General features: G+C 68.0%; 12 protein-coding genes and 1 pseudogene. 8 read left to right on the plus strand and 5 right to left on the minus strand.

What is annotated here, in order from left to right; translation table 11 throughout:
• Positions 1 to 876 (plus strand): class 1 fructose-bisphosphatase, encoded by an 876-nt coding sequence (locus ACYQ26_RS10790; RefSeq protein ID WP_459808895.1) that lies wholly within the window; start codon positions 1 to 3, stop codon positions 874 to 876.
• 59 nt (positions 877 to 935) lie between these two features.
• Here ACYQ26_RS10790 and ACYQ26_RS10795 read toward each other — a convergent pair whose 3' ends face one another.
• A complete protein-coding gene (locus ACYQ26_RS10795; protein WP_459808896.1) occupies positions 936 to 1154 on the minus strand; it encodes a DUF8119 family protein in 219 nt (72 codons plus the stop codon).
• A 106-nt stretch (positions 1155 to 1260) separates the two neighbouring features.
• Positions 1261 to 2436 (minus strand): hypothetical protein, encoded by a 1176-nt coding sequence (locus tag ACYQ26_RS10800; protein WP_459808897.1) that lies wholly within the window; start codon positions 2434 to 2436, stop codon positions 1261 to 1263.
• A gap of 504 nt (positions 2437 to 2940) precedes the next feature.
• On the opposite strand from ACYQ26_RS10800, the gene ACYQ26_RS10805 reads away from it, so the two are divergent.
• Together ACYQ26_RS10805 and ACYQ26_RS10810 are read left to right on the plus strand one after the other, a co-directional pair.
• Entirely contained in the window at positions 2941 to 4740 is a 1800-nt protein-coding gene (locus ACYQ26_RS10805) for an acyl-CoA carboxylase subunit beta (RefSeq protein ID WP_459808898.1), read from the plus strand.
• Between the two features lie 257 nt (positions 4741 to 4997).
• Positions 4998 to 5348, plus strand: coding sequence for a DUF5658 family protein (locus ACYQ26_RS10810; protein WP_459808899.1), 351 nt, complete (start codon positions 4998 to 5000; stop codon positions 5346 to 5348).
• Positions 5349 to 5383: 35 nt separating this feature from the next.
• Here ACYQ26_RS10810 and ACYQ26_RS10815 read toward each other — a convergent pair whose 3' ends face one another.
• Entirely contained in the window at positions 5384 to 5998 is a 615-nt protein-coding gene (locus ACYQ26_RS10815) for a GNAT family N-acetyltransferase (RefSeq protein ID WP_459810742.1), read from the minus strand.
• Positions 5999 to 6086: 88 nt separating this feature from the next.
• On the minus strand, positions 6087 to 6548 hold the full coding sequence (locus tag ACYQ26_RS10820; RefSeq protein WP_459808900.1) for a MaoC family dehydratase: 462 nt from the start codon (positions 6546 to 6548) through the stop codon (positions 6087 to 6089).
• A 174-nt stretch (positions 6549 to 6722) separates the two neighbouring features.
• On the opposite strand from ACYQ26_RS10820, the gene ACYQ26_RS10825 reads away from it, so the two are divergent.
• The 3 genes from ACYQ26_RS10825 to ACYQ26_RS10835 all read left to right on the plus strand — a co-directional run bounded on the left by ACYQ26_RS10825 (position 6723) and on the right by ACYQ26_RS10835 (position 9517).
• Positions 6723 to 7223, plus strand: a complete 501-nt coding sequence (locus ACYQ26_RS10825) for a small multi-drug export protein (protein ID WP_459808901.1) — start codon at positions 6723 to 6725, stop codon at positions 7221 to 7223.
• A gap of 95 nt (positions 7224 to 7318) precedes the next feature.
• Positions 7319 to 8668: an erythromycin esterase family protein gene (locus tag ACYQ26_RS10830; RefSeq protein ID WP_459808902.1), complete on the plus strand. Its 1350-nt coding sequence runs from the start codon at positions 7319 to 7321 to the stop codon at positions 8666 to 8668.
• Between the two features lie 123 nt (positions 8669 to 8791).
• Positions 8792 to 9517 carry a DUF2270 domain-containing protein gene (locus ACYQ26_RS10835; protein WP_459808903.1) on the plus strand — a complete coding sequence of 242 codons (726 nt, stop codon included), beginning with the start codon at positions 8792 to 8794 and terminating at the stop codon, positions 9515 to 9517.
• A gap of 6 nt (positions 9518 to 9523) precedes the next feature.
• Here the strand turns inward: ACYQ26_RS10835 and ACYQ26_RS10840 are convergent.
• Positions 9524 to 10531: pseudogene (locus ACYQ26_RS10840) on the minus strand (NAD-dependent succinate-semialdehyde dehydrogenase); the annotation flags it as partial.
• 115 nt (positions 10532 to 10646) lie between these two features.
• Here ACYQ26_RS10840 and ACYQ26_RS10845 point away from each other — a divergent pair.
• The gene (locus tag ACYQ26_RS10845; protein WP_459808904.1) at positions 10647 to 11195 is read left to right on the plus strand and encodes a hypothetical protein; all 549 of its coding nucleotides are present in this window, start codon (positions 10647 to 10649) and stop codon (positions 11193 to 11195) included.
• Positions 11196 to 11209: 14 nt separating this feature from the next.
• Positions 11210 to 12202, plus strand: coding sequence for a tyrosine-type recombinase/integrase (locus ACYQ26_RS10850; RefSeq protein ID WP_459808905.1), 993 nt, complete (start codon positions 11210 to 11212; stop codon positions 12200 to 12202).
• The last annotated feature ends 284 nt before the right edge of the window (positions 12203 to 12486 follow it).

Consider the following 12486-nt stretch of genomic DNA (forward strand, 5'->3'; position numbering starts at 1 on the left):
ATGACGGTCTCGGATCCGGTCGTCGAGGAGGTCGTCGCGACGATCAGCCGCTCGGCGACGGAGATCCGACAGGGGCTGATCGGCCGCCGCGGGGCGGTCGAGGAGGACGCGGCGAACCCAAGCGGCGACACCCAACTGGAGGCCGACGTCTGGGCGGACGAGTTACTCGAGGACCGGCTGTCGTCGATCGGCGGCGTCGGCCAGTACGCAAGCGAGGAGCAGCCAGCGGTCGTCGACTGCGGCGGCGATCCCGAGACGGAGGACGTGTACGCGGTCGCGGTCGACCCGCTGGACGGCTCCTCGAACCTCGAGTCGAACAACGCGATGGGGACGATCTTCGGCGTCTACGACGCCGCGCTTCCGGCCCGCGGCGAGACCCTCGTCGCGGCGGGGTACGTGCTCTACGGGCCGATCACGACGATGGTGCTCGCGACCGAGGAGACCGTCTCGGAGTACGAGATGACCGGCGGCGAGCGGCGGCTCCTGCGCCGCGACGTGACCCTCCCCGACGACCCGGTCGTCTACGGCTTCGGCGGCCGCGTTCCCGACTGGCCCGACGACTTCGAGTCGTACGCCCGCGAGATCGAGCGGGAGCTGAAGCTGCGCTACGGCGGCGCGATGATCGGCGACGTCAACCAGGTGCTCACCTACGGCGGCGTCTTCAGCTACCCCGGCCTCGAGTCCCGTCCCGAGGGGAAGCTCCGGCTCCAGTTCGAGGGGAATCCGATCGGCTACGTCGTCGAGCGGGCGGGCGGACGCTCCTCGGACGGGGAGCGGTCGCTGCTGACCGTCGATCCCGAAGAACTCCACCAGCGGACGCCGGTCCACGTCGGCAACGAGGGGCTGATCGAGCGCCTCGAGGACGCCCTCGAGTAGCTGCGGACGCCCTCACGCGGCCGTAGCGGCCGGCCGCTTTTCTTCTCTGCCCGCCGGCGTCAACCGCGCTCGGTCCAGGCCGCCGTGACGGTGACGTAGCCCCCGATGCCCAGCACCAGCAGCGCGTAGAACAGCCACCGCGGCCACGCGGTCTCGAGGAACAGCAGCGTCAGGAAGACGACCCACAGCGTCGCGACGAGGAGGTCGACGGCGAGGCGAACGCCGGCGCTGGCGAGCGTTCCGACGGTGAGCGACGGTCGAGCGGAGTCGTCGCTCATGGACGATCACGTCCACTCGGAGTGTCTTCGTCGCACGGGTCGAAACGGCCCCTCGGAGTGCCTCGGGCGGACGAGTCGAGACGGTCGCGATTCGTCGATCGAGTCATCAGAAGTGGTACCCCTGCGTTTCGGTCAACCGATAGGCGCTGACGCCCCAGACGTAGCTCTGGCCGGGCCACCAGGTCCGGGCGTTGTTGAATCCGGCGACGAGGACGTCGTTCGGTTCGCCTTCCGGATCGGCGTAGTAGCTCACCGAGCCGCTGTCGCCGTCGGTCAGGTCCATCTCGCCGCCCCAGCGGATCTGCCCGCGACGGCAGGACCGCTCGGTGAAACACGTCACGGCGTCGACCCCCTGGATGCGCCCCGTCGTGTGGCCGGTGAGCGCGCCGACCTTCTCGAGGGTCGCGCCGCGCGCGGCGAGGTCGGCCAGACCGAACTTCGTGAGCTGCCCCCGGACCCGAACCGGCGTCGGGGCGTCGATCCAACTCGTGGGCGCGTACTCGCCGGTCGGTTCGACGGCGGCGACGTCCACGAGCGGGTGGATGCGGCTGACGGTGCCCAACTGAACCGTCTCGCCGTGCTGCGTCGGAAGCAGCAGCCGTTCGCCGTCGGCCTCGTCGCCCGCGAATGCGTGGCCGGCCGTCACGAAGAACGAGCGCTCGCCGTCGGGGTGGTACAGCGCCGGGGAAAGCGTCGCCATGCTCGAGGGCGTGTGGCAGGCGACGCCGCTCGGGGGGCCCACGCCCGCGATCCCACTTGCGATCCGCGGCTCGGCGTCGGCCGCGTCCGGCCCGATCACGTTGTCGTCGATCTCGATGATCGTCTCGGTGTCGATCGAGACGTCGTCGGCGAATTCCCTGATCGCCTCCGGGACGGAGTCGCCGTCGCTCGAGATGCCGACGGAGACCGAGGCGGTGCCGCTCTCGTGATCGCCGGGGACGACCGCGCTGCCGAGGTAGCCGGTGAAGGCGACCCGGGCCAGCAGGTCGTTCACTTCGAAGGCCTTCTCGACGGCGGCGTACCAGTCGGCGGGGACGTATTTCGTCCGCTCGGTCAGCGAGAACGGGTCAGCGGGATCCTCCCTGACCAGCGCGGTGACGATCGGCACCTCGCCGTCGTCGGCCGCGAGGAAGTCGTCGACGCCGAGCCAGCGGGCCATCCCGACCGCGAACCCGCCGCTGACGAGGGTGCGAACGAACTCGCGACGATCCATCCCCGGCTCGACGCGATCGCGAAGCGTCGCGAGCCGTCCGGCGGGACGGTCTGATTGATCCTCTGACATGCCCTCGAGACCGATGCCGTGTACCGCTGCACCCCGTTACGGCAAAGCTAATGTTCACGTACACGGGGTAGTCAGGAGTTACTTGAGCTACGGCGATATCGGCGATAGCGATTCTGCCTGCAGGTGCTACGCGACGGACGGCGCGGGGACGTCGCGCCGTCCGACTCCGACGGGCGGCCGGGAACGACCGCGTACCGATTCCTGTCGCCCAGCTAACCGACCCGTTATAATGGGCGAACGGGTGAACGCGAGCGTTCGTGCGAGCGGCCGTACCACGACGAACTGTCTCCGTGCTGGTGACCACGGAGGCGATGACACCCCCCGACCGGTTCGCGCCGTCTCCCGACGCGCGATCCTCCTCATCCGTCCGCTCCTCGACCGCCGACCGCAGTTATCGCGGTTGTCGGTGCGGCGCGAACCGCTCTCTACCGTGTCTTTTCCCTCCTTTCTCGCCTACCACGAGCGCGCGCTGGTTTTTTGCGACGGGCCGCCCCATACTGTGGTATGAGAGTCCGTATCGCACCGGGGGCGTCCGACGACGAAGCCTCGGCGATCGCGGCCGCGCTGGCCGAGCACCTCGGTGCTGCGGTCGAAGTGTACGTCGGCGACGCGGACGAGCCGGCGGCGGTCCGCGAGTACGACGGTGACCGGACGGGACGCGAACCGCCCGCCGAGGGCGACGCCGGAACCGCGATGGCCGACGGCAACGACGATGCCGACGACCTCGGCCCCACCGAGCGCGAACGCCGGCTCCGCGCGGAGATCGCGGACATCCTCGAGGGCGGCCCCGAGAAGTACCGCGAGCAACTCCCCGAGGAAGGGAAGCTGTTCGTCCGGGATCGACTGGACCTGTGGTTCGACGGCGAGGACGACGCCTTTCTCTTCGAGGACGGCAAGTTCGCGGCCTTCGACGGCTGGCACCCCGACGGGACGGGCGAGGAAACGGACGATCGACTCCCCGCCGACGGGCTCATCACCGGCGCGGCGACCTTCGAGGGGCGGGACGTCCACTTCATGGCCAACGATTACACGGTCAAGCGCGGCAGCATGGCCGCGAAGGGCGTCGAGAAATTCCTGCGGATGCAACAGCGCGCCCTGAAGACCGGGCAGCCCGTCCTCTACCTGATGGACTCCTCGGGGGGCCGGATCGACCAGCAGACCGGCTTCTTCGCCAACCGCGAGGGGATCGGGAAGTACTACTACAACCACTCGATGCTCTCCGGGCGCGTCCCGCAGATCTGCGTCCTCTACGGCCCCTGCATCGCCGGCGCGGCGTACACTCCCGTGTTCGCCGACTTCACGATCATGGTCGAGGGGATGTCCGCGATGGCCATCGCCTCCCCGCGGATGGTGCGGATGGTAACGGGCGAGGAGATCGACCTCGAGGAGCTGGGCGGCCCGCAGGTCCACACCCGCGAGTCCGGGTCGGCGGATCTCGTCGCGAAGGACGAGGAGCACGCCCGGGAACTCGTGGCGCAACTGATCGGCTACCTGCCGGACAACGCCGACGAGAAACCGCCCCAGCGGGGAACGAAGCCGCCGGCGAAGTCGCCCGACGGCATCGATTCCGTCGTCCCCCAGCGGCCCAACGAGGGGTACGACATGACCGCCGTCATCGAGCGGGTCGTCGACGACGGCTCGGTCTTCGAACTCCAGCCCGACTACGGCCAGGAGATCGTCACGGCGTTCGCCCGGATCGACGGCCGGCCGATCGGGATCGTCGCGAACCAGCCGGCCAAGCGCGCGGGGGCGATCTTCCCCGACGCGGCCGAGAAGGCCGCCCAGTTCATCTGGAAGTGCGACGCGTTCAACGTCCCGCTGCTGTACCTCTGTGACACCCCCGGGTTCATGGCCGGTTCGGGGGTCGAGAAGGAGGGCATCTTGGAGCAGGGTAAGCGGATGATCTACGCCACGTCGGCGGCGACGGTGCCCCAGCAGACCGTCGTCGTCCGGAAGGCCTACGGCGCCGGCATCTACGCGATGGGCGGGCCGGCGTACGATCCCGAGAGCGTCATCGCGCTTCCGTCGGGCGAGATCGCCATCATGGGCCCCGACGCGGCGATCAACGCCGTCTACGCGCGCAAGCTCGCCGAAATCGACGATCCGGCGGAACGCGAGCGCACCGAGCGGGAGCTGCGCGAGGAGTACCGCGAGGACATCGACGTCCACCGGATGGCCAGCGAGGTCGTCATCGACGAGATCGTCCCGCCGAGCGCGCTTCGCGAGGAACTGGCCGCCCGGTTCGCGTTCTACGAGGACGTCGAGAAGTCCGTGCCCTCGAAGAAACACGGGACGGTGCTGTAGACTGTAGCGAGTCGCTTCACGACTCCTCGCCTCGGTCCGCGAGTCGGCTCGAGGCCGGCCGTCGCCCAACCTCCCACGTTTCGTATAGGTATTACCGCACGTTGACTCGCGTATTCCTCGTTTTCCGCCGCGGTTATCGCCGCTTAAATCCGGGGCGATCGCGGCTACGGTTGTCATAACAATACACGGTGTGCTGGAACCGCCGGGTGTTCCGGCGCTCCGATGGCCCCGGCCGGTTCGACTCCGGCGGAGCGCCTATGGGTTCCGACGCCCCGTACTGGCACCACCGCCTCCCCGTCGACGTCACGTCGCTCGGCTTCGAGCGGCTGCTGTGGGTCGTCGTCGTGATCGCGCTCGTGGGCGACGTCGCGACGACGTTCGCCGGGCTCTACCTGGGGCTGTCCGAATCGAACCCGGTCGCCCGCGGCGCGATCGACGGCTACGGGCTCGGCGGCATGCTCGCCCTGAAGGGGTTCGCCGTCGGCGTCGCGCTGTGCTGTCGGCCGCTGCTGCCGCAGGTCTACCGCCCGATCATCCCGGCCGGCCTCGCGCTCCCGTGGACGGTCGCCGTCTGCATCAACCTCTACATGATCTCGTTCGTCGCCTGAATCGACTCGGCGCCGCTCTCGCTCTCGCCCCGCTCTCACTCGAGGAACTCGACGGCGACGTCCGTCGAGTTGGCTTCCCACTCCGCCCGCGAGATGCTGTAGCGGTAGCAGTCCGCCGGCTCGCCGTTTAGAACGACGTGGTTCCGGATGCGGCCCTCGCGACGGCCGCCGTAGGCGTCGACGTACGTCTCGATCGCGTGATTCGACCGGTCGTTGTCGACGTGGGCGGCGACGGCCACCAGTTCGAGGTCGAGCCGGTCGAACGCCAGGTCGACGAACGCGGCGGCTCGCTCGCCGGCGTAGCCACGGCCCCAGAACCGCTTGCGGAGCCAGACGCCCAGCGTCATCGTCCGCTTCTCCCAGTCGATGCCGAAGCCGCCGACGCCGGCGATCTCGCCCGCGCCGTCCTCGCCCTCGCGAGGTCGGATCACGTACGACGCGCCGTCGTTCGACTCGTATCGCTCGGCCTCGCCCTCGCAGAACTCGAGGGTGTCCTTAGGCGTCTCGTGGGGGTCCCAGGGGAGGTACTCGGTGACTGCCTCGATGTCGGGGTCCGACGAGCAGATCTCGTACAACTCGAGCGCGTCGACCGTCTCCGGCCGCAGCGCCTCGAGTCGCAGGCGATCGGTTTCGATGCTTTCGGGGAGCACGTCGCCCATAGCCGTCGTGTCGTCAGGTCGAATAAAAGTCGTGCCGGTGGTGTGCGAACGAGTCACAAACGATGCGCAGGGCGTCGCATCAATCGTCGGCTGCGTGCTCCCGTTTCAGCGAGAGCACCGTCCGATCGAACTCGCAGACGAGGTCGTCGTCCTGGTTGAACGCCTCCACGTGCATGGTGACGACGCCGCGCTCGCCGTCGCTGGTCTCGCGCTTGTCCGTCACCGTCGACCGCGCGCGGATCGTGTCGCCGTGGAAGACCGGGTTCGGGTGCTCGACGTCGTCGTAGGAGAGGTTCGCGACGATGGTGCCGTCGGTCGTCTCGGGGATCGAGATCCCCACCGCGAGCGCCATCGTGTAGAGGCCGTTGACGACGCGCTCGCCGAACTCGGTGTCGGCGGCGAACTCCCGGTCGAGGTGTAGCGGCTGCTGGTTCATCGTCATGTCGCAGAAGCGCTGGTTGTCGCTCTCGGAGATCGTCCGCCGGCGCTCGTGCTCGATGGTTTCGCCGACCGCGAACTCCTCGTAGTACAGGCCCGTCATACTATCTCCGTCGACGATACGAACCAAAAGCCTACCCCAGCCGATCCTCGAGCGGCGCGGTCGCTCGAAACTCGAGACGCGAGGATCGAATCGAGGTCGGACGAGCCGACCGAAACTGTTTTCGATGCGTTCGTATTAGAATACTAATATTTCAGCCGTCGGCCGGTGATTCCCGTGACGTGGTTACTACAGGTCGTCGACGTCGGCGCGACCCTCGAGGAGGCGACCGGTGTCTGGCGGTACGTGCTCGTGTTCGTCCTGACGATGGTCCCCGCGATCGAACCGTTTCTCGTGATCCCGGCCGCGATCGGCCTCGGGCTCGACCCGGTACTGACGGGGCTGGCTTCGCTCGCCGGCAGCGTCACGGCCGTCGGCGTGATTGTCCTCGCCCAGCGGCGACTCGTCGCGTGGTGGTCGCGCCGGTTCGGCGGAGAACCGGGTGACTCGAGCGACCGCTACGACCGCGCGCGGCGGCTCTGGAATCGATACGGACTCGCCGGGCTCGCGTTCGCCGGGCCGATACTCGCGGGAATCCACCTCACGGCGCTTTTGGCGGCGACCGCGAGGCCGGACGGCCGGACGGCGATCGGCTGGCTGACCGTCGGGCTCAGCACATGGACGGTCGCGCTCGTCGCCGGGTCGGTCGCGGGATTCTCGGCCCTCGGAATCGTCTGAGCGCGGACGCCGGCCGATCGCTCGGCCGCCGCGCCTGCGACGCGCAAGGCCCATCCCGAAGACGCCGCGACCCCGAGCCCCGACGGGTGAGTCACGTGAACGCACGTCGATCCGGGACGATCGCTGACACCGATCCCGACCGTGCGGCGCGAGTCGTCGCCGAGCGCGCGACGGGGATCCGGGAGGGGCTCGAGGATCTCGTCGACGGCCTCGCCGACGCCGACGTCGTCCTCCTCGGAGAGGCGTCCCACGGCACCTCGGAGTACTACCGGCTGCGAGCCGAGATCACCGCTCGACTGCTCGAGCGCGGCGACTTCGCGTTCGTCGCCGTCGAGGGCGACTGGACCGACTGCTACGACGTCACCGAGTACGTCACCGGCCGATCCGAGGCTGACGGCGCCCGCGAGGTGCTCGCCGACTTCGATCGCTGGCCGACGTGGATGTGGGCCAACTGGGAGGTCGTCGAGTTCCTCGAGTGGCTGGCCGACTACAACGACGGCCGCGAGCGCGGCGAGCGAGCCGGCTTCTACGGGCTGGACGTCTACGGACTCTACGAGTCGATGGCCGCCGTCATCGACTACCTGCGGGAGATCGATCCGGAGCTGGCCGACCGCGCCCGGGACGCCTACCACTGTTTCGAACCGTACGGCGAGGACGCCCGCGAGTACGCGTCGTCGATCCGGCTCGTGCCCGAGGACTGCGAGGACGAGGTGCTCGAGGTGTTGGGAGACCTCCGCGAGGAGGTCCGCCGGCGCCACGAGGACGCCGACGGCGACGACCCGCTCGCCGAGTTCGCCGCCGAGCAGAACGCCCTCGTCGCGAAGAACGCCGAGTCGTACTACCGCACGATGGCCCGCGGCGGGGGCGAGTCGTGGAACGTCCGTGACCGACACATGAGCGAGACCCTGGAGCGGCTACTCGAGTTCCACGACGGGCCGGGGATCGTCTGGGCGCACAACACGCACGTCGGCGACGCTCGCGCGACGACGATGCAGGACCGCGGGAAGCTCAACCTCGGGCAGTTGGCCCGCGAGGAGGTCTGCGAGGACGACGCCGACGTCGCCGCCGTCGGCTTCGGCTCCCACCGCGGGAGCGTCGTCGCCGGCGAGGAGTGGGGCGCGCCGATGGAGCGGATGACCGTTCCCGAGGCGCGGGCGGGTAGTCACGAGGACGTCTTCCACCGGACCGACCTCGAGGACACGATCGTCCGGTTCGACCGGGGCTACGGGACCGCCGACGACGAGCCGGCGCCGCTGGCCGAGCCGCGGGGCCACCGCGCTATCGGCGTCGTCTACGATCCCAGCTACGAGGGCGGCAACTACGTCCGGACGGTGCTGCCGAACCGGTACGACGCGTTCGTCCACGTCGACGAGACCGAGGCGCTGCACCCGCTGGACATCGAGGGCGGCGAGACGCCGCCGGAGACGTACCCGTGGGGGCTCTGACTCCGACGATCGTCCGCCGTTAGCGAGGTCGTCCGCCCGACCGGCGCACCGCCGCGACCGGCCCGCCGCCGCTGACGATGTCTGCAACAGACGTTTTCCTCGAGCGCACGTATTCGGGACGATATGACCCGCGATCGAGACGAGTTCGATCCGGAGGGTCGCGAGGAGCGAGAGATCGGTCGCGAGATGGTCGACGGTAGTTCGGGGCTGGGGTCGGTGCTCGCCCACCTCTACCGCGGGGAGGTCGATCGCGCGGTGAACTGGCGGACGCGGCTCGATTCGACCACCAACTGGGCGGTGACGGTCATCGCGGGCCTGCTCGCGTACGCCTTCTCCAGCGAGGACGCCGCCCACACGATCGTGCTGATCGCGATGCTCATCGGCGTGGTGTTCCTGCTGATCGAGGCGCGCCGGTACCGCCGGTACGACGTCTGGCGCTCGCGCGTTCGCACCATGCAGGAGAACCTGTTCGCGACCGCGCTCGATCCCGCCGCGGGGATCGAGCAGCGCGACTGGCGACGTCAGTTGAGCGCTGACTACCGAGATCCGGACGTGAAGCTGCCGCTTCGCGACGCGCTCGCACACCGGCTCAGGCGGGTGTACCTCCCGCTGCTCGTCGGCCTGCTGATCGTCTGGATCGTCCGACTGACCGACGCCGAGGCGCCCCTGCTCCGGGCCGCCGCCGTCTCGAGGACGCCCGGCTGGCTCGTCGTCGGGCTCGTCGCCGCGGTGTATCTGGCGCTGACCGCGGTCGCGTTCTGGCCGAACGCCGCCGCCGTCTCGGAGACGACCGAGGAGGGGGATCGCGGCGACCTCGAAGCAGACGAGGCGGCGAAAAGAGAGCGGTGACGGCCGTTACTCGACCATCTCCGTCTCGTCGCCGGCGTCCTGCTGCACCCAGATCGTCTTCGTGTTCACGAACTCGCGGATGCCGTGGCGGGAGAGTTCCCGGCCGTACCCCGAGTCCTTCACGCCGCCGAAGGGCAGTCGCGGGTCGGACTTGACGAGTTCGTTGACGAACGCCAGCCCGGACTCGAACTGCCGGGCGATCCGCTCGCCGCGCTCTAAGTCCTCGGTCCAGACGCTCGCGCCCAGTCCGAAGCGGGTGTCGTTTGCCTTCTCGATCGCCGCTTCCTCGTCGGGGACGCGGAAGACCGTCGCGACGGGGCCGAACAGCTCCTCCTCGTCGGCGGGCGCGTTCTCGGGGACGTCCGTGAGCACCGTCGGCGGGTAGAAGGCGCCCTCGCGGTCCATCGGCTCCCCGCCGAGTTCGAGCTGGCCGCCCTGCTCGACGGTCTCCTCGACCTGCCCGTGGAGGTCCTCCATCAGGTCCTCGCGGGCCTGCGGGCCGATATCCGTGTCCTCGTCCATCGGATCGCCGACCGTCTGGTCGTCCATCTCCTCGACGAACCGATCGACGAACTCGTCGTACACCTCGTCGACGACGACGAACCGCTTCGCCGCGATACAGGACTGGCCGTTGTTGATGAGTCTGGCCTGGACCGCCGTCTCGACCGTTTCCTCCATCGGCGCGTCCTCGAGGACGACGAACGGATCGCTGCCGCCCAGCTCGAGGACGGTTTTCTTGAGCTGACTGCCGGCGGTTTCCGCAACTGCACGGCCCGCGCCGTCGCTGCCGGTGAGCGTGACGCCGGCGATGCGCTCGTCCTCGATGACGGAATCGATCTCGCTCGAACTGATCAGCAGGGAGGTAAACGCCCCTTCGGGGAAGCCCGCCTCGCTGAACACGTCCTCGATGGCCCGCGCGCAGCCGGGGACGTTCGAGGCGTGTTTCAGCAGGCCGACGTTGCCCGCGGCGAGGTTCGGCGCGGCGAAGCGGAAGACCTGCCAGAACGGGAAGTTCTGAATCTGACTGAGGGCGGTTGAAGGTGAGAACATGGCTCTACGAACTTGAAACGTCGGAATATCCGTGTTAACGGTGAAAACACTTTAGTGGCCACAGTCCCCAGGGACCCACATGGGCAAGAAACCCACCGTCGCGTTCCGTGTCGAAGCGGACACCAAGGCGGAGTGGTCCGAAGCGGTCGAACAGTCCGACGAATACGCCAGCATGAGCCACCTAATCAAGAAAGCGGTAAACCGTGAACTGGCGGGCGCTTACGACCGCGACACGGGCGGAGGAAGCGGCGTGAGCGACGCCAAGGTGAGTGAGATAGTGGAACACCTCGAAGCCCTCGAAGCCACCGTGAGCGGCCTTGACGACGACGTGAGCGACGCCACGGACGCCCTCCACGCTTCGAGTGGCGTAGACGACGAACTACCCATAGACGTGTTCAAGGCGCTTCCCGAGGGCGAGGACAACGCCGTGACTGTCGCGGAACTGTCCGACATGACGGGGCGGAAGGAACCCGCGGTTCGCTTTGCCCTCACCAACATCAAGCGGAACACGGGGGCGATTCGGAAGGTCGAACCCATGCGGCCCGAAGGTGACAACGACGGCGTAGAGGCGGGCCAGGAATCGGGCGTGATTGAGGAACCGCGGTGGTACAAGGTTGAGGGGGCGTAAACATGGCTCAAGCCATGAGCGACGCCGTGAGCCGTGTCATAGCGGAGGTGGAGAGTAAGAACAGCGACACCACGGGGTCACGGTACGCGGGGGCGATTCGCGCCTTTGAGGCGTGGTGTGACGACCGCGACACGGACCCCTTCGAGGCGACGCCGCTCACCGTGGAGGACTACCTACAGTACCAGGCGGACGACGGTGGCCAGGGCGACGACGGCTACGCCTACCAGACGCTTACTGTTCATCGGGCCGCCCTGGTACAATTCTACAAGCGGGCGCGGCGTCTCGCGGAGTACGGTGAGGCTCCCGAACTACGGTACGACGACAACCCCGCGGGCGAGGTGAGCATGGGCGATATTGACGTGGCGACGACGGACACCAAGCGGAACGACGTATTCGAGAACCGCCCCGACGACGACGGCGCGACGCTATCGCCCGACGACGTAGAGGAACTGGCGAATAACGTCCCCGCCCCGAAGGTACGGAACGAACTACTGGTACGGCTCATGTACCAGGGGATGTTGAGACGTGGAGAGGCGGCCCGTATCAAGGTGGAGAACGTGGACAGAGACGCCAGAGAGGTGTTCATCCCCGCGGAGGACAGTAAGACGGGCGATAGCCACACGGCCTACTACAACGACTCTCTCGACCGTCTCATGTCGCTGTGGTGTGACGCCGACCGCCCTGCCGTCGCGGACGACGACAACCCCTATCTGTTCGTCTCGCAGAAGGGCGGGCGTCTCGCGGACTACACGGTGAGCGACATTATCCGTCGCGCGGCAGACAACGCGGACCTACAGGAAACGCTCTACACGAACGCTCGCGGCTACGACGTGTCCCGTGTCACGGGCCACACACTCCGCAGGGCGGGCGCGACACGGCTCTACGACAAATCCGACGACATCTACCTGGTAAAGGAAGCCCTCAATCACGACTCCATAGAGACGACACGCCAGTATCTCCGCCTTGAGGAGTCGGACCTTGGCGAGAAAGTCCGCGAGAACTGGTAGCCACGCCGTTCTCCACCCCAATATCGCCTCTACTCCCGTTTTTCAGACGCCTGAGTGGGTCGAAACCACGGAATCGCTCAGACTGGAATCCCGTCTTTCCTGGTTTGGTCCGTCTCACCCCCAGGGGTAGCGCGGACTAAACACCGCTCCCTCTCTCGCGCCCGTATGCTGGCGTCTCAGACTCTCTCGCGGAGGTGGGGGTAAAACGCCTCTACCGTCCGATACTGGCGGGTAGACGCCCCCACGCGCCAATATCGGGGTGGCGGCCCGTGTCTGAGAGCGGT

It is taken from the genome of Halopiger thermotolerans (genome assembly GCF_054654555.1).

Coding starts and splice junctions, on each gene's coding strand:
- ACYQ26_RS10790 (WP_459808895.1), top strand. CDS start 1: ATGACGGTCTCGGATCCGGTCGTCGAGGAGGTCGTCGCGACGATCAGC.
- ACYQ26_RS10795 (WP_459808896.1), bottom strand. CDS start 1,154: ATGAGCGACGACTCCGCTCGACCGTCGCTCACCGTCGGAACGCTCGCC.
- ACYQ26_RS10800 (WP_459808897.1), bottom strand. CDS start 2,436: ATGTCAGAGGATCAATCAGACCGTCCCGCCGGACGGCTCGCGACGCTT.
- ACYQ26_RS10805 (WP_459808898.1), top strand. CDS start 2,941: ATGAGAGTCCGTATCGCACCGGGGGCGTCCGACGACGAAGCCTCGGCG.
- ACYQ26_RS10810 (WP_459808899.1), top strand. CDS start 4,998: ATGGGTTCCGACGCCCCGTACTGGCACCACCGCCTCCCCGTCGACGTC.
- ACYQ26_RS10820 (WP_459808900.1), bottom strand. CDS start 6,548: ATGACGGGCCTGTACTACGAGGAGTTCGCGGTCGGCGAAACCATCGAG.
- ACYQ26_RS10835 (WP_459808903.1), top strand. CDS start 8,792: ATGACCCGCGATCGAGACGAGTTCGATCCGGAGGGTCGCGAGGAGCGA.
- ACYQ26_RS10845 (WP_459808904.1), top strand. CDS start 10,647: ATGGGCAAGAAACCCACCGTCGCGTTCCGTGTCGAAGCGGACACCAAG.
- ACYQ26_RS10850 (WP_459808905.1), top strand. CDS start 11,210: ATGAGCGACGCCGTGAGCCGTGTCATAGCGGAGGTGGAGAGTAAGAAC.